The organism is Streptomyces sp. NPDC047042, from assembly GCF_040644035.1.
Lineage (GTDB): Bacteria > Actinomycetota > Actinomycetes > Streptomycetales > Streptomycetaceae > Streptomyces.
The window spans coordinates 37,945-53,438 of sequence record NZ_JBEYVP010000060.1 but is presented as its reverse complement, the minus strand read 5'-3'; the positions used below and the strand labels follow the sequence as shown (position 1 = coordinate 53,438).

Below are 15,494 nucleotides of genomic sequence, written 5' to 3'. Positions count from 1 at the left end.
CCGCTCGTGCCGCCGGTGATGAGGGCGCGCTTGCCCGCAAGACGAGTCATGTTCATGGTTCCTTGCCGAGTAGTAAGGTAAGTCGTTGGACTCACGTCTCCGAAGGTAGCCCCCGGGCCACCCTCATGGCAAGTCGATCCACTTACCTTTCATTCCCGGAGTAGCCCGACACCGCCGGAGGGGATGTCAGCGAGCTATGGCGGTCTCCCGTTTGAGGGTCTTGCCGCTGGGGCCCTTGGGCGGTGCGTCCAGGCAGGAGGATCGCTGGATGGGGCAGTGATCAGGTCGTCAGGCAGGGGTTGGTCAACCTGGGCGAGTGCCGGCGTTCGGTTTCACAAGGCTGCCTGCAGGCACCCCGTATTGTTGGCGTGACCGGCAACGTGGATTTCCTGCAACTTGCGGGCCGGGGCGCCACTATCGCGGAAGAGGGCTTTCCGCTGGGCTTGGCTGAGAATCATCACCCAGAGCCGGGTCTCGACGACGGCTGAACGCGGTTCTGGATCACTTTCAGTGCCAGGGCCACGGAGGGTCACCGAAACCGCGGTCATGAACGGCCTCGCGCGCTGAGGAGGACCCGCTTGCGGAGCAGGTCGAAGTTGGCGCGGCCGAACATCTGCCGCTTCAGCATTTTGATCTTGTTGTTGTGGCCCTCGACGGCGCCTGAGCTGTAGCGGAGGCTGAGGCCGGCGACGACGGCGTCGAGGTCCTGGCCGAGGCCGGTGACGAAGGTGTGCAGGGCGGGGAGGTCGTCGCCTTGAACGCGCGTGATCCACTGGTCCAGGTTGCGGCCCTGACGGTTGTTCATGAGCCCAGCGAAAGCTCGCACATGATGGGCTGTGCGATCGAGTGCGGGGCAGCGGGCCAGGATCTCCTTGAGCCGCCCGGTCTGGTCGTCGGTGAGACGGTCGGGGTGGCGGGTGAGCCAGCCGGTCACGTCGCGCACGGACGGTGTCTTGCGGGGAGGACCGAGGGGAAAGGGCTTCACGGAGCCGGTGCACGTACTTCTTCACGACGCTTTCGCCGCCGGTGTACACGATGCTGGACGACGGTCTTCTCGACGGCCTCGGCGAGATTCGACCAGATGTGCCACCGATCCGCGACATGGACCGCCTCCGGGGCGCCGATTCGCCCGGCCTCGGCGTAGGCAGCGGAGCGGTCTCGGCGGATCACTTCGACGCCGGGGTGATCGGCGAGCCACCTGGCCACCGTCGATGTCGTGCGGTCCGGCAGCGGGTCGATGGGCTGGCGGGTCTCGATGTCGATCAGGATCGTGCCGTAGTTGTGCCCCTTGCGCAGCGCGAACTCGTCCACCCCCAGCACCCGGGGCCTAGGTGGTTTCGGGCTTCGGCAGTCGGCGGATCAGCCGCAGCAGCGTCGACCTGCTCACCCCGGCTGCCAGGGTTTGGGACAAACGGGAGCCGGCCCGACCGGCCAGCATCACCGCCAGGTGTTCAAGCACCGTTTGCAGACCGGTACTTCGCCGCCCGTGCCGGAAGGTAAGCCCGGCGACCTGCTCGGCGAAGGTTGCCTGCGGGCAGGCACGTTCACCGCAGCGGAACCGGCTCACCTGTAACTCGATCAGTACCCGACGGCCACCGACCGCGCTGTCAGCGAGCTGGCGCACGTACCGGCTGTGAACCCGGGACGACAGCGTCCCGCACGCCGGACACGCGGCATGCTCCGCACCGGTCCGAGCCCGAACGGTCACCAACTGGCCTTCGGACACGGCGTTTTCGACCTCGACACCCTCGACCTGGTGAAACCACAGGTCCTGGAGGAGCACCTCACCCACGGCCGTTCATGATCGTGGTTTCGGTGACCCTCCGTGGCCCTGGCACTGAAAGAAGTGATCCAGAACCGGAGTTCAGCCGACGCCGACACCGGGCAGGACGGCTGCCCCTGCCGCGGGTTCCGCAGCAGGGGCAGGACGCATCCGCCTCACTCGTCCGGATGGTCGCCTCGATCAAACGGCACTATCCGACTCGTCTCCCCAGTCGACACGATGCGCTCCGTCATAGCGTGTGCATCGAGCTCCCATGGGCGGATGTGGTCTCGTCGCGGCTCGTTTTCGCGGACATCGAAGCATTGACAAGACCGAGAAGCTGACAGGTTGGATCGCATGCACTCGGTCCCCTGCTGTGCGTCTTGATCAGATGACCGGCGCGGCTCAGCTTTTTCATGACGCGGGCGCCTTGCAGCGGTCCAGTCGCGTGGCGAATTCGCTCAGGTACTGCTGACGCCACTGGCTGACGTGCTTGGCGCCGACCCAGACACCCTCGGTGAAAGCGGGGTCCTGGTCGTCGGTCCACCAGTAGGGGTGCTGGTTCGACGACGTGCCGGCGCGTTCGGCGGACGGTGGGGCGGCCGTGACCGCACCGGACAGGCCGTCGAGGGCAGGGTGATCGCTTTGGATCACATACGGCCACACCTTGGTATCGCGGGGGGAGAAACGGAACCGCAGCACGTGCCCCTCGTTAACGGCAGTCGGGAACGGGCCGCCCGTCCGGTTGTCGATCACCATGCGCGCCGTATTACTCGTGCTGTAGCCCTCGGGGACCGGGAGTGCGAACTCGACGACACCGTAGACCTCTGAAGTGTCCTGCGCCGTGGTCAGACGGTTGAAGATCGTCTTTCTCTTGTCCCACAGGCGGACGTACTGGCCGCCCCAGCTTGGCTTTGCCGGGTCCTGTAAGCCGTTCAGGTACCAGAGTACGGAGGGGGTGTCCCCCATCTTCACCTGTGGGGATTGGGCGGCGAAGAAGTCACCGAGCGCGCCGTGCCCGGTGACGTGCTGCTCCACGAATGTCGTGTTGCCCCACTCGCCGCTCTGCTCGCCGCCGGTGAAGAAGCCGCGGTAGGTCGCGTTGGACTCGATGATCCGCAGATTTGGGTGGTGGGTCTCGATGTAGTTGTAGGCGTCCACGCCCCACAACTTGTTCGGCCCGCCGATGTAGTGGACGCGCAGTTTCGGCAGGATGTCAGGAGCGTCGTGCAGGGCTTGCGCGAGGTCGTCGATGCCTCCCCACACGAGGACGTTCAGCGGACGCTTGTCGTTCCTACGTGCGCACTTAACGATCCATCGGGAGCCTTCGGTCGGCTTGCTGAAGCCTGTACTCGGTGCCGTATCTATCGCGCCTTGCTTGCTGATCGCACGGAGGAGCCCCGGGGACGGGTAATGGGGCGAGTAGGTCTTGAGGTTGCGGTGGTCGTGTTCGTAGGCGTCGATGACGCGGAGGATGTCGGCCTTGGTGCCCGGGCCGAAGGGCGACGACACCAGCCCTTCGATGTCCAGTCGCTCGGCGTACAGCAGAAGATGGACCATCGACTGGAAGTCGTCGAAGTCCGTGCCGCCGATGTCCGACGAGATGAGCACACGTGGGTGGTGCCGGTCGCGGCCGGTATCTGCACGGGGTTCCGGCTCCGCCGCGGCGAACGCGTTTGATGCGGTTCCAACTCCGGTGCCCGAACCTATCAGGGCACCTGTTGCTGACCAAGCCGCTCGGTCGAGGAACTCTCGTCGCTTCATTTCCATGCCGACGCCCTCCCTGAAGGGGTCAATGTTGATGTGGATGTGGATTGGTGGCACGGCGGCATGCGGCAGGCAGGCGTCTGCCGCCCAGGCGTGGTCGCTCGGGCAGGTTTCGGCAGAGCGCAGCTGCCCTTCGCTGACTGTGAGTTAGGGCGCCAGGCCGCCCACCGTCACTTCGCGGACATGACGGCTTTTGGGTAGGAGGTGAGGGCGTGCGGTCCGTTCGCCTCACCTCTGGGACGAGGCGAACGGCCTGGCTGCGGCCGTGCTCAGGCTGGTGTAGCCACTTTGGTTCTGATGGCGCTCGGGGACTGGGTGGTGGCCAGACCGTTGCAGGTCCCCGCATCATGGTGCTGTCATCAGTGCGCGGTCAGCTGCCTGCCGTTGGGGGAGTGGCCCCGGCCGGTCAGATGGAAAGGATTCCGGGCCTGCGCCGAGACCGCTGTCCCCGGTGGTGATCCTTACGGTCGGCTCGTGCCCGGTGACCGCGCACGTGATTGTGGCGCCCCGCTGCAGGCGGCCGGTGAGGCCGAGCGGCGGCGTGACGCACCATCGGCTTCCGTCGGTTTGGTCTTGGGCGTGCCGTCGGTGCGGGTGTCCGAGGGGGCGGCGGGCGCAGTAGCCGCGATGAGGACGTCTGCAACGGTCATCAGCAGGTGAGCACTCAGTCGGGTGGCAGCCGGATGCAGTTGGGTGGACGGGGTCAGGGCACTGCTTGAAGCCGTCTGTCCAAGTGACACCTTTCTGAATGGAAGTTCACTAGCGCCCAGATGTGCTTTGTCGGTCGAAAGGTTTACTCCGTCGGGCGATGGCCGTCAACGGTTCGAGACCGGCCATCCGGCTCGAGGCCCTCGCGGGCGGGCGCCGCTGCTCCCTGAAGCAGGTCCTTGCAGATCAATCAAGTGCGCGCATATGCTCCTATTGGTCGGTGGTCGAGCCTGCCGCAGTCGATCGGAGGACTACTATGCCCGTCTTTGAGGTCCACGTTCCCGCCGGACGCTTCTCCGTCGAGAAGAAGCGCGCCCTGGCCGACGCTCTGAACCAGTCCCTTGTCCAAAGTCTGGGGATCCCCGCTGGGGACCGGTTCATCGCGATCACCGAGCACGGTGAAGGAGAGCTGTATCTGCATCCCTCTTTCATGGAGATGGAGCGGACGGCGGACGCGATGATCATCTCCGTGCTGATCGGGGCGCACCGTCCGCTCTCGGATAAGGAGAAGGTGGTGTCCGCGATCAACCGGCTCGTTGTGGACGCGCTGGGCGTATCACCCGACGACATCTTCGTGGCGCTCGTCCCTGTACCGAACGAGAACTTCTCCTTCGGCCGCGGAGAGCTGCAGCTTGCGATGGGGACACCACGGTGGTGACCAGATCATTTCGTCGGCCCAACGGGATCCGACACGGGGTGCGGAAGCACCCTTGCGGACTTGCACCCGTAGCGGTCCACCTCTGGCATGACGCCTTCAGTCACCAGGGCGCAGTCGTGACCTGGCGGTACGACGTCGAATTCCTGCGGAAGACGGCAGTTCGCCGGCCGCCTGACTCTACTTCCAGCGTGGCCGGGGCCACCAAATCCGGCGGTCACCATGGCCCACGGGTTCTCCGCGCTACGCGATCACGGACTGGATCGGTACGCCCGCATGTTCGCTGATGCCGGGTTCGCCGTTCTCGTCCATGACCATCGTGGCTTCGGTGGGAGTGGCGGCGTACTGCGGCATGACGTGGACCATTCAGAGCGTTCCGATGAGCCAGATTCGAGGAGACCTGATGACAGTACCCATTCCACCCCTTCCTGACCTTTCACTGACCGTCGCCAGCCGGTTCGTCGCGGCGTCTGGATTGGTTGTCGAGGAGGTTACGGATTCCCGTGTGCGCGGGCACGTCGACCTCAGTGAGGATCACCACAGTCCATGGGGTGTGGTTCACGGCGGCGTGTACACCAGCATTGTGGAAAGCGCTGGCAGCATTGGCGCCAGTTACGCGGTCGCCGAGCGGGCAGAGTTTGCCGTCGGGGTGCACAACGCGACCGACTTTCTCCGACCGGCCACCGCAGGGCGCGCGTTGGTGGAGGCCGTGGCCCTTCACCAAGGTCGTACGCAGCAACTGTGGCAGGTCGTGATCACCGACGAAGCGACGAGCAAGATCATTGCGCGTGGGCAGTTGCGGCTGCAGAACGTTGCGCTTCGTGGGGCTCAGCCTTCTTCTCCTGGTGGTGCTGACCGGAAGCGCGGGAACTGACATTGCCACCCCTCAAGTCAACGTCAGATGTGCAGTAGCGGGTGTCGAACGAACGCCGGCATTTCGACCCATAAAGATAAGGCAGGACATTATGCGTGCAGCCCGCTTCCATGAATACGGCGGAGCGGAGGGCCTGGTGATCGAGCAGGCCCCCGACCCACACCCCGGACTTGGTGAGATCCGTGTCCGCGTCGCGGCGGCCAGCGTCAATCCCATCGACTGGAAGCTGCGCGCCGGCATCCTGCACCAGCTGATTCCCTTGGAGCTACCCGCCATCCCCGGGCGCGACGCAGTTGGCGTGGTCGACGAGATCGGTGACGGAGTGCAGGGAGTGAGCATCGGCGACCGCGTCTTCGGGCTGGGTGGTGTCACCGGCGCGAGCGCCGAGCTGGTCATCCTCTCAGCTTGGGCCCAAGCCCCCGACACATGGAACGATGAGCAGGCTGCGGGCGCCGGCCTCGCGTCCGTGACCGCGATGCGTGGCCTGAACGCGCTCGGCTCCCTGGCGGGGCGCACTCTTCTCGTCGAGGGCGCAGCCGGAGGCGTGGGCGGCGCGGCAGTCGAGATCGCTGTGGCACAGGGTGCCACCGTGATAGGAACAGCCAGCGAACGCAACCACGAGTTCCTCACCTCTCTCGGCGCCGTTCCCGTCACCTACGGCCCCGGCCTCGCACAGCGCCTCTCCGCTGTCGCTCCGCATGGCGTCGACATCGCGCTCGACACCGCGGCCTCCGGATCCCTGGACGACCTCGTCGCTATCACGGGCGACCCGACACGTGTCGCGACGGTCGCCGACCACGCAGGCGGGCAGAGTCTGGGCACACATGTGGTCAACGCGGAGAACGACTCCACCCTCCTGTCCGCGGCCGCGGAACTGGGTCGGCAAGGCCGCTACACACCCCGTATCGAACAGACCTACCCCCTGGAGAAGATCGCCGACGCCCACGCGCACGCCGAGCGCGGACGCACACGCGGAAAGATCGTCATCTGCATCTGAAGCGGGGGCGCGGCGCAGATGCGCCAGTCCGCCAGGCGATGATCTTGGTCGGTCGGCACTGGCTGCTCGGCACTGGACGTCTGCTGCTGCCGGATGCACGCGGCCGAGAGAAGCGCGATACGGCGCATCGTCGCCGGGCTGGGCGAGGCCGACCTCCACCAGATAGGCGCCCAGCTTCGCCTCGACGTCCTCCCACGGCAGAAGTTGCTCGCTCCGGTCAGCGTCCTCTTCTGACCCGGCAACCGTGACGTCACCGGTGCGCAGTTCCTCGGAGAGCGCGGCGAAGACCATCGCTTCGAAGTTCCCGCGGATGAAGTCGCCGGGCCGCTTCGTGTCTCGAACGGCCTTCTGCCAGCTCAGCGTGGCGAAGGAGATGCCGACCAGGCGGCCGTCCTCGTGCCGCTCCGGGATGGGATGCAGTCGCGGATTCTTGTACCGGTGGGCGTGCGCGAGGCGTCCAGGACTCGGCTGTCCTCCGACGTGACCGTCTGCTCCAGGCGGCACTCCTGCTGCGGACGGCACAGGTCTCGACGACGGCCGAGTTCAGCCGACGCCGACAACAGGTTTGAAGACGGGCCCTAGCTCCAGCTTGTCTCGGCGATCAGATGAGCCTGCGCGGTGCAGGCAGTGGCATCTCCTGCGACGCCGGGAAGCATGACAAGCGTCGTTGGGCCCTCGTCCATGAGACGAGCGAGGGCCTTATCCCGCGAGGTGACCGACGGGGCATCTCCGATGGTGGGAGGTGAGTCTTCAGTTCTGTGCGGAGCGTGTTTGACAGTCAGCAAGCGTGGCCCGCGGGTACCGGCGCGGCTCCCGGCCTTCCAGCACGTCCCGGCCGCGCGCGGTGTCGGCGTAGAGCCGGCCGAAGATCACCTTTCCGTCTCGCACCTTGAAGAGGAAAAGGTGCTCGTTGCGCATCCGGATGCCGCGGATCGAAAGGGCGTCCGTGCGGACCGGGACGAGGATCGTGTCGCCAGCGTCGATGATCTCGTGGGCCTCGTACCGGAAGTACTGCCACTCCTTGGCGACCTCCTTCCAGAACGCCGCGAACTCGTCCGGGCCGACGTAGACCCCGCCGTACGGCAGCGAGTCCGACATCTCGAAGTGGAAATCGTCAGCCAACAACGCGTCCAAAGGCCCGCGATCGTTCGATTCATAATGAGCGAAGGCGGTCTTCAGCGCCGCCAGGATCCTGTCGTTCTGCATCTCGGTCTCCCGTAAGGGCATTGAGAGAAGGCGCGCACATGCTCGCACTGATGAAAAGGAGCATATACTCGTATTTATTCACCGCTAGCCTCTGAAGTCGCGGGGAAGCCTTTTTGTCCAGATCGCGTCTTTAAGGTTCTGTCTCCTTGAAAGGCTGTAGCCGCCGTTCCTGGTAGTAGGCGAAGTGCTCGGCGTACGGCTGCGAGCAGGCGCGGTACTTTCACGCGATGCCCTCCAAGGTTCGAGGTGACGGGCCCACCGCCGACTGCAGACCGGATCGGCCGGCGGTAGAGGCTCGATCCGGCCCCACACCGCAGAGCGCGCTCTAGCCTCCCCGTTTCGTTTGGGGTGGCTGAGCTGGGCTGATCACGGGGGGCCGCCATTTTGGTTGCTGGTCGAGGGGCGGCATGGCTGGGGCCCGACGCTGGGGTCGGGTGCTCCGGGGTTCCGCGGGTCGCGGATGGCCAGGGACAGTGCTGCGGGTCAGGTGGCTGGCCGGGGCAGGGTTGCGAGTCGGGTGAATGCGCTGGTCAGCTCGTGTCGCCAGGCCAGGTAGCGGAGATCCGGAGGCGGAGTCGGCGGCCTCCGCGGGTGGTGCGGGCGGCGGCGTGCAGCAGCCGGTAGCGGAGCTTCTTCGGCTCGGCGGTGGCCAACTCGCCGTCCAGCAGCAGCGCCTGGGTCCAGACGAGCAGGTCGATGCCGGTCAGAGCGAGTTCGAACTAGGCGGCGTTGATTTGGAAGTGACGGGAGGCGGAGCGGCCGAAGCCGGTGGACTTGCCGCAGCGGATGCGGTCCTCCATGCGGGTATGTGCGCGGTGGCGGACCTCCAGGCGTTGCGCGATCCTCCCACCCGTGACCGGGGTGTCGGCGAGAAGATGCCGGGCGGTGGGTGTGGCGGCGACCGGGCCGAACACTTTGCGCTGGTCGCGCAGGGCAGCGAGGTCAATGATGGTCTCGCCGCCGTCGGCGAGCATCAAGGCCAGGTCGACCGCCACCCGGCCGGGGCCGTGCCCCGCGCCGCGCGGCCGCAGCCGACGCAACGCGCTGGTGAAGGCGCTGGTCGGCCCGGTGACTTCGGCCAGATCGGCCAGCAGACGGGATCCTTCATGGCTGACCACCCCGCGACCGTCGGCCGAGACGACAAGTCGGGGACGGGACCCGGTAGTGTGCACGCAGAAAGTGCCTTCCCCCGCGAGACGACAGAAGCCCTAGACAAGCCCTGTCGTCCCAGGCCAGAAGGCACTTTCACTGTGCCGCTCATGCTCCGGCCGCGACCCCAAGTGAAACGCGCGGGCTAGGGCGTCTTTCCGTGCCCGTTGCCTCGCCTCCGGGCTCAGAACCCGGGGAAGACCCTGCGCAGGTCGTCGAGAGTGATGGTGCCGCCGGTGAGAGTCACGGAGGGCGGGGTGTGGGCAGGGGCGTGCCGGCCGGCGACGAGTCGCAGCCACCACTCGGCGGGGGCCGTCAGCACGGCGTCGGCGTTCTCGGGCTCGCCGGTGAGCGCGACCGTCTCGCCGACCGAGAGTCCGAAGGTGCGCTCGGGTGCCGTGGTGTGCACCGCGACGGCGACGGGGCGGTTCTCCAGGGCGTCCGCCTTGCCGAGGAAGCCCAGCATCACGCCGGCCTGGTCGAGGAGCGGCCCGGTCGCGGCGGACGCCAGGGCCGTCGACGGCTCGAAGGCCACCTCTACGTCCCACGAGTGGTGGGTGAACTCACTGAGCCGGAGCCCCGCCGCGGTCGCGACGTCCACCGGCGCGGGCAGGAAGCCGAGGTCGATCCGGAGGTCGCTGCGGGCCCCCGCGTCGAGGCCCTCGTAACGTTCGACCAGCGCCTGGTTGGCGGTGACGAAGCCTTCTGCGCGCTCGGCCGGGGTCATCGCGTCCCAGCGGGCCCACACCGACTTGTTGAAGTCGCCGTCGGGGGCACCCGTACCGCTCGTCGCGCCCTCCAGTACGGCCAGGCCTATTTCGGCGCCGCTGCCCAGATGGCTGAGCACCTGGGAGACGTCCCACTCTGACGCGCCGGACGGGCGGATGAGATCGGCGGCGGTGAGTTTGTGCACCACAGCAACAAGGTGGTCGTGCCCGCTGCGCAGGGCATCGATGATCCGGTCTGCGGTTTCGGTCATGTTCGTTTCCCCAATGAAGGTGATCTGATTCGGTGCTGTCATCACACGGCTGTCGGTGTCACACAGCGGTCTGGAACGAGCGCTTGGAGAAGCCGGGCGTGTACCCCTCGACTGTGGTCCGCACCGGGCGGTCGGGGTGCGCGGCGGCGCCCAGGGTGATGAACAGCGGGATGTAGTGGTCGACGGTCGGATGACCGTACGGCATACCGGGCGCCCTCGTCCGGAACGCGGCAAGTTCGTCCACCACACCGCGCGCGAGGGCGTCGGCAGCCCAGGCGTCGAAGTCGGCGGACCGGCCCAGGACTTGGCCTTCGAGCATCGACGCTTCAACCACAACCTAGACGGCCTTTACTTGAAGGGTCAAGCGATCACCTAGACATGCGCCCATGTGCGGCGGCCCCGACGAGACGGCGAGCGGGCCCCGCTGGCTGGACGCGGCCGAGCGGGAAGCCTGGCACGCCCTGGTCGGGGTGCCGCTGCGGCTGCCCGCCGCCCTGGACGGCCAGATGCAGCGCGACGCCGGGATCACGCACTTCGAGTACGTGGTCATGGTCGCCCTCTCCGAGTCCCCGCGCCGCACCCTGCGGATGAGCGATCTGGCCTGCCTGAGCACGGCGTCCCGGTCCCGGCTCCCGCGCGTCGTCAAGCGCCTGGAGGAACGCGGCTGGGTGCGCCGCGCCCCCTGCCCCGACAACGGCCGCTACGCCGAGGCCCGGCTCACCGACGAGGGCTACGCCAAGGTCGTAGCCTCCGCGCCCGGCCATGTGGAGACGGTTCGCAACCTGGTGATCGACGCGCTCAGCCCCGAACGGCTGACGCAGCTACGGGACATCGGGTAGACGGTACTGAACCGTATCGCGGCCCAGGGCGTGTCTCGAAAGTAGCCTTGTCTGTCCGAAAAGCGGGCCCCGGCGTCTGGTGCGTGCGATCGCGGCGTTGCCGGGCGTCGAGAGGCAGGCGGGACTTTCGATACACGCCTAGCCTCCCGGTTTCGGGTCGGCCGGCAGACGGGATCCGGCATGGCTGACCACCCCGCGACCGTCGGCCGAGACGACAAGTCGGGGACGGGACCCGGTAGTGTGCACGCAGAAAGTGCCTTCCCCCGCGAGACGACAGAAACCTTAGGCAAGCCCTATCGTCCCAGGTCAGAAGGCGCGTTCGCTTTGTCGCTAGTGATCCGGACACGACCCCAAACGCGCGGGCTAGGCGGCCCGGCGGAAGGGTGTCACTCGGCCCAGGGATCGAAGCCTGTCTCCAACACGGCCCGCAGTGCAGCTCGCAGTTCAGCCGCCTCGGCCGCACCGAACGTGCTCTCGAACTGGTCCTGAGCGGCCTTCCAGAGGGGCACTGCCTCTTCCAGACGGTCCAGGCCGACGTCCGTGATCTCGACTGCGCGAGCGCGCCGGTCCGTGTCCGAAGGCTGCACAATGAGCAAGCCGTCGCGCACCAGCGGCTTGAGGTTCGTCGCCAGGGTGGTGCGATCCATGGCAATCCGCTGAGCCAGTGCCGTGATCGTCGTGCGGCCTTCCAGTGCCAGCCGGTGAAGGATGTTGAACTGTGTCGTCCTCAGCCCCACCGGTGTCAGCGCCTTGTCGTAGGCGGCAGTCAGATATCGGGTCGCCCTCCGGCTGGCTGTGCAGTTGCACCGACCGTCCATCTCGGTGAGGGTCGCGGCGAACGGTGCCTTCGGCCGAGCCTGGCCATCACCGGCCTTCGGGACGGTGCCAGCTGTTGCAGACGCGGTGTCGGTCATGATGGTCCTTCCAGGTGCCACCCTCCAAGATAGGCGCATCTGCGCGAAACCATGAGAACAGCCGTCAACTCGCCGCCTACGCAGAGGCCGCAGTCGAGGTCAGACTGTCCTGCTCATCGCGTGGTCACCACCATCCCCGGGCTCCGCGTCGAGCTCCCGGACCCGAGCCCGGAACGCGTCCACAGCGGCCAGCTTGATGTCCTCGTAGCTGCGGATCATGTCCGGCAGCAACGCAAGTTCGACGCAGCGCGCGTACGTATCGCGGGGGAGCCAGCATGGCGCGCTCGGCCGATCAGGTGGTCCCGCCGAGACTGCGACAACCAGCGGCGGAGCAGAGCAGGTCCGGGGGCGTGAGCCAGCAGCCGTACCACACGGTTACGGTACATGTAGCTTCGGGCTCACCCAGATCGAAAGAAGGCCCCATGAGTTCCCCTCGCGTCGATGGACGCACGTTGCGGTTCCAACACCGGCGCCCAGAGCTCCTGGCAGCGGCAACCGAGTACATCCTCGAACACGGTGTGAACGGTCTTTCCCTTCGGCCGGTGGCCCAGGCCCTTGGCGTCACGCATGCCACACTGTTGCGGCATTTCTCGTCGAAGGACGAGCTGATCATGGCCGTCTTGGAGAAGATCCGGACAGGCCTGGCCGAACAGCTGGCCTCGGAGGCGGAGTTCCGCGAAGCGCGTTCGACGGCCGAACTCCTCAAGGCCTTGTGGCGCCGACTCTGCGAGCCGCGGCAGCAGCGGCAGTTCCTGCTCCTTTTCGAACTCGTCGGCCAGCACCGGTCGAAGCCCGACCGCGACAGGGACCTTACGCAGTCGCTCGTCGAGGACTGGATCGACCTCCTTGCCGACCGTCTCACTCAAGACGGATGGCCTCCCGAGGAAATTTCAGCCCTGGCCACCCTCCTGCTCGCTCAGGTGCGGGGCCTCCAACTCGATCTTCTGGTGTCCGGGGATCGGAAGCGGACCGACCGCGCGATCGACTTCACCATCCACCTCCTCGACCGCCCTGTCGAACCTGGCGCCGTGGACAACCGCGGATAAGGTCGCCCTTGGGATCTTGTCGAGCCGTAATCTCGACACGCGCTCCACCAGACGGGCCAGGCCGCGCTGTCGTCAGCCGCCGATTCCCCCGCGCTCGCATTGCTCAGAACGCGCGATCGCCCGAGGCAGGCCTGGTAGGGGTTGCATGGACGCCGTGGACTGAGCCCCGACCGAACGAATGAAATCGGGCAGGGCCGAAAATTGGCACCTGCCGTACATTGAGGTCATGGCGGCAGACGTCGACGCACTTCTTCGCGATCTCGCCAGAACCCTCAGGCGCCAGGCGGGCCAGCTGACCGACGACATGATACGGGCCTTCCGAAGTGAGCTTCCCGAGTTGTGGCAACACGAGGACCTCGCCGCCCAGGAGCCGGCGACGACGGCCGGACACGTCGCCTCGTTCCTGAACGTGCTGGAACAGGGACTCGATGTGAGCGAGGTCGAGGCACCCCCTGAGGCCATCGAGTCCGCTCGCCGAGTCGCCGGCCACGGGATGCCGATCAGTGATCTGCTGCGCGTCTACCGGCTTGCGCACGCCTCCCTGCTGCAGGTGCTCTACCAGCAGATATCCCGTCTCGCCAAGGACGCGGAGCTGATCCACGAGACGATGAGCGCGCTCATCCGGACGAGCTTCGCATATGTCGACAGTACGTCGGAACAGGTCGTCGCGGCTTACCAGGACGAGCGCGACCGGTGGCTCCAGCGACGGCTGATCATGATCAATGAGGCCGGCAAGCGAATCGGGACCACTCTCGACATCACGCGCACCGCCGAGGAACTGACGGAAGTCGGTACCGACTCGTTCGCAGATCTCGTCACCGTCGATCTGTTCCACTTCGCTCTGACGGGAGAGTCCGCGCGCCCGGAAGCCGGGCCGCCGAGACTGCGCCGGATCGCCCGGTGCTCGGTTCTGGACGGGTCTGTGGACTCAGCGGTGGGCACAGGCCGGACGCTCGTCTACCGCGAGGGGTCGGCGCCCGCTCGCGTCCTGGCCACTGGGCAACCTCTGCGACTTCACTTCACGGCCTCGGAGACCCCCGCATGGCTGATGGAGTCGGCGGAACACACCGACGCCCCGCGCGGCTGCGGTGACCACGACCTGCTGCTGGTGCCGCTCTACGCACGTGGCAGCTCCTTGGGGATCGCTCAATTCAGCCGTCACCGAAACCCGAACCTCTTCGACGACGACGATCTTCTCCTGGCCCAGGAGATCGCTTCCAGAGCGGCGGTGTCCATCGACAACGCCCGCCGTTACACCCAAGAGCGCTCCGTCGCGCTCGTCCTCCAGCGCAGTCTGTTGCCCCAGCAAGCCCCCGCACAGTCCGCGGTGGATACGGCCTCCCGCTATCTGCCCTCCGGGTCGCGCGCCGGCGTGGGCGGCGACTGGTACGACGTGATACCACTCTCCGGAGCCCGTGTAGCCCTCGTCGTGGGCGACGTGGTCGGCCACGGCATCCATGCCTCCGCCACCATGGGCCGACTAAGGACCGCTGTCCGCACTCTCGCGGACATCGACCTGCCCCCCGACGAACTGCTCACCCACCTCGATGACGTGGTCATACGCCTGCAGCGGGAGGAGGGGCAGTCGATGGACGAAATCAGCGCCACCTGCCTCTACGCGGTCTACGATCCCGTCTCTCGCCTGTGCACACTGGCCAGTGCCGGGCACATGCTTCCGGCCGTGGCCACTCCCACGGCCCCCAGCAACGGTGCACCGGGCTTCCGGACGCTCGGCCTTCCCGACCTGCCCATTGGTCCACCATTGGGCCTGGGTGGGTTCCCCTTCGAGGTAGCTCAGTTCGCAGTGCCGGAAGGCAGCCTTCTAGCCCTGTACACCGACGGCCTCGTCCAAAGTCGCGGTCGTGACGTGGACGCCTCACTCACCTTGCTGCACGACGTCCTGGCCACGCAGTCGGCGTCTTTGGAGGACACCTGCGACGCGCTGCTGTCCGCCCTGCTGCCCAGCCGCCCTTCCGACGACGTCGCCCTCCTGTTGGTGCGCACCCGGGCGCTCGACTCCGACCATGTAGCGACGTGGGACATCCCTTCAGACCCCGCATTCGTTTCCAGAGCACGTGCGTACGCATCCGACCAGTTGGCCTTGTGGGGCTTGGACGACCTGTCCTTCACGACCGAGCTCCTGGTCAGCGAGCTGGTGACGAACGCGATCCGCTACGGCGAGGCGCCCATCCGGCTGCGGATGATCCTCCAGTCCACCCTGACGTGCGAAGTTTCCGACGGGAGCAGCACCGCTCCGCACATGCGTCGTGCCCGTGCGTTCGATGAGGGCGGACGTGGCCTGCTGTTGGTGGCCCAGCTCGGCGAGGGGTGGGGCGCGCGGCACAACCGCGAGGGAAAGGTCATCTGGGCGGAACTGCCCCTGAGCGGCGACGAGACCTTCAGCGTGGTTCCCGACGCCGGCCTGCCGCTCTAACCCCGCTCGCGGCCAGGAAGGGCGCTTGCCCGGCACATGAACGTCAAATTACACGTACCAATCGGTTGTGCTAACCATTTGGTATTGATACTTTCGCGGCCATCGGCACTCGAAGCATCCGCATCGGTCAAGGCGCCGACCCCGTCCCGCCCCCTCGCCGGAAG

General features: G+C 66.7%; 15 protein-coding genes and 2 pseudogenes. 7 read left to right on the top strand and 10 right to left on the bottom strand.

Annotated elements, in window-relative coordinates; translation table 11 throughout:
- Window positions 1-544: 544 nt before the first annotated feature.
- The 4 genes from ABZ855_RS44250 to ABZ855_RS44235 all read right to left on the bottom strand — a co-directional run bounded on the left by ABZ855_RS44250 (window position 545) and on the right by ABZ855_RS44235 (window position 3,373).
- Entirely contained in the window at window positions 545-943 is a 399-nt protein-coding gene (locus tag ABZ855_RS44250) for a transposase (RefSeq protein WP_360818338.1), read from the bottom strand.
- A gap of 38 nt (window positions 944-981) precedes the next feature.
- Window positions 982-1,311 (bottom strand): transposase, encoded by a 330-nt coding sequence (locus tag ABZ855_RS44245; protein ID WP_360818335.1) that lies wholly within the window; start codon window positions 1,309-1,311, stop codon window positions 982-984.
- Window positions 1,312-1,327: 16 nt separating this feature from the next.
- Entirely contained in the window at window positions 1,328-1,792 is a 465-nt protein-coding gene (locus ABZ855_RS44240) for a transposase family protein (RefSeq protein WP_360818332.1), read from the bottom strand.
- 384 nt (window positions 1,793-2,176) lie between these two features.
- The gene (locus tag ABZ855_RS44235) at window positions 2,177-3,373 is read right to left on the bottom strand and encodes a DUF1593 domain-containing protein (protein WP_360818329.1); all 1,197 of its coding nucleotides are present in this window, start codon (window positions 3,371-3,373) and stop codon (window positions 2,177-2,179) included.
- Between the two features lie 1,084 nt (window positions 3,374-4,457).
- Here ABZ855_RS44235 and ABZ855_RS44230 point away from each other — a divergent pair.
- From ABZ855_RS44230 to ABZ855_RS44215, 4 genes are all read left to right on the top strand, one after another.
- Window positions 4,458-4,895, top strand: a complete 438-nt coding sequence (locus tag ABZ855_RS44230) for a tautomerase family protein (RefSeq protein WP_360818326.1) — start codon at window positions 4,458-4,460, stop codon at window positions 4,893-4,895.
- 400 nt (window positions 4,896-5,295) lie between these two features.
- Window positions 5,296-5,766, top strand: coding sequence for a PaaI family thioesterase (locus ABZ855_RS44225; RefSeq protein ID WP_360818323.1), 471 nt, complete (start codon window positions 5,296-5,298; stop codon window positions 5,764-5,766).
- A gap of 91 nt (window positions 5,767-5,857) precedes the next feature.
- Window positions 5,858-6,763 carry an NADP-dependent oxidoreductase gene (locus tag ABZ855_RS44220; RefSeq protein WP_360818320.1) on the top strand — a complete coding sequence of 302 codons (906 nt, stop codon included), beginning with the start codon at window positions 5,858-5,860 and terminating at the stop codon, window positions 6,761-6,763.
- A 93-nt stretch (window positions 6,764-6,856) separates the two neighbouring features.
- Window positions 6,857-6,997: a hypothetical protein gene (locus ABZ855_RS44215; RefSeq protein ID WP_360818317.1), complete on the top strand. Its 141-nt coding sequence runs from the start codon at window positions 6,857-6,859 to the stop codon at window positions 6,995-6,997.
- Between the two features lie 516 nt (window positions 6,998-7,513).
- Here ABZ855_RS44215 and ABZ855_RS44210 read toward each other — a convergent pair.
- The 5 genes and pseudogenes from ABZ855_RS44210 to ABZ855_RS44190 form a co-directional block, all read right to left on the bottom strand.
- Window positions 7,514-7,969 carry a nuclear transport factor 2 family protein gene (locus ABZ855_RS44210; protein ID WP_360818314.1) on the bottom strand — a complete coding sequence of 152 codons (456 nt, stop codon included), beginning with the start codon at window positions 7,967-7,969 and terminating at the stop codon, window positions 7,514-7,516.
- Between the two features lie 223 nt (window positions 7,970-8,192).
- Window positions 8,193-8,281: pseudogene (locus ABZ855_RS44205) on the bottom strand (IS5/IS1182 family transposase); the annotation flags it as partial.
- Window positions 8,282-8,452: 171 nt separating this feature from the next.
- A pseudogene (locus tag ABZ855_RS44200) lies at window positions 8,453-9,141 on the bottom strand (transposase).
- A 161-nt stretch (window positions 9,142-9,302) separates the two neighbouring features.
- Entirely contained in the window at window positions 9,303-10,097 is a 795-nt protein-coding gene (locus tag ABZ855_RS44195) for a maleylpyruvate isomerase family mycothiol-dependent enzyme (RefSeq protein WP_360818311.1), read from the bottom strand.
- Window positions 10,098-10,155: 58 nt separating this feature from the next.
- Window positions 10,156-10,416: a hypothetical protein gene (locus ABZ855_RS44190; protein WP_360818308.1), complete on the bottom strand. Its 261-nt coding sequence runs from the start codon at window positions 10,414-10,416 to the stop codon at window positions 10,156-10,158.
- Window positions 10,417-10,483: 67 nt separating this feature from the next.
- Here ABZ855_RS44190 and ABZ855_RS44185 point away from each other — a divergent pair, with 67 nt between their 5' ends.
- Window positions 10,484-10,936 (top strand): MarR family transcriptional regulator, encoded by a 453-nt coding sequence (locus ABZ855_RS44185; protein ID WP_360818305.1) that lies wholly within the window; start codon window positions 10,484-10,486, stop codon window positions 10,934-10,936.
- A 386-nt stretch (window positions 10,937-11,322) separates the two neighbouring features.
- Here the strand turns inward: ABZ855_RS44185 and ABZ855_RS44180 are convergent, their stop codons facing one another.
- On the bottom strand, window positions 11,323-11,850 hold the full coding sequence (locus ABZ855_RS44180; RefSeq protein ID WP_360818303.1) for a MarR family winged helix-turn-helix transcriptional regulator: 528 nt from the start codon (window positions 11,848-11,850) through the stop codon (window positions 11,323-11,325).
- Window positions 11,851-12,272: 422 nt separating this feature from the next.
- Between ABZ855_RS44180 and ABZ855_RS44175 the strand changes: the two genes are divergently transcribed.
- Both ABZ855_RS44175 and ABZ855_RS44170 read left to right on the top strand, forming a co-directional pair.
- Entirely contained in the window at window positions 12,273-12,896 is a 624-nt protein-coding gene (locus ABZ855_RS44175; protein ID WP_360818342.1) for a TetR/AcrR family transcriptional regulator, read from the top strand.
- Between the two features lie 226 nt (window positions 12,897-13,122).
- Complete coding sequence (locus ABZ855_RS44170) at window positions 13,123-15,330, top strand: ATP-binding SpoIIE family protein phosphatase (protein ID WP_360818300.1); 2,208 nt, start codon at window positions 13,123-13,125, stop codon at window positions 15,328-15,330.
- The last annotated feature ends 164 nt before the right edge of the window (window positions 15,331-15,494 follow it).

Bases quoted from the DNA above. Each gene is read 5' to 3' on its own strand.
- ABZ855_RS44225 (WP_360818323.1), top strand. From the start codon at position 5,296: ATGACAGTACCCATTCCACCCCTTCCTGACCTTTCACTGACCGTCGCC.
- ABZ855_RS44220 (WP_360818320.1), top strand. From the start codon at position 5,858: ATGCGTGCAGCCCGCTTCCATGAATACGGCGGAGCGGAGGGCCTGGTG.
- ABZ855_RS44215 (WP_360818317.1), top strand. From the start codon at position 6,857: ATGCACGCGGCCGAGAGAAGCGCGATACGGCGCATCGTCGCCGGGCTG.
- ABZ855_RS44190 (WP_360818308.1), bottom strand. From the start codon at position 10,416: ATGCTCGAAGGCCAAGTCCTGGGCCGGTCCGCCGACTTCGACGCCTGG.
- ABZ855_RS44185 (WP_360818305.1), top strand. From the start codon at position 10,484: ATGTGCGGCGGCCCCGACGAGACGGCGAGCGGGCCCCGCTGGCTGGAC.
- ABZ855_RS44170 (WP_360818300.1), top strand. From the start codon at position 13,123: ATGGCGGCAGACGTCGACGCACTTCTTCGCGATCTCGCCAGAACCCTC.
- ABZ855_RS44175 (WP_360818342.1), top strand. From the start codon at position 12,273: ATGAGTTCCCCTCGCGTCGATGGACGCACGTTGCGGTTCCAACACCGG.
- ABZ855_RS44195 (WP_360818311.1), bottom strand. From the start codon at position 10,097: ATGACCGAAACCGCAGACCGGATCATCGATGCCCTGCGCAGCGGGCAC.
- ABZ855_RS44210 (WP_360818314.1), bottom strand. From the start codon at position 7,969: ATGCAGAACGACAGGATCCTGGCGGCGCTGAAGACCGCCTTCGCTCAT.
- ABZ855_RS44180 (WP_360818303.1), bottom strand. From the start codon at position 11,850: ATGACCGACACCGCGTCTGCAACAGCTGGCACCGTCCCGAAGGCCGGT.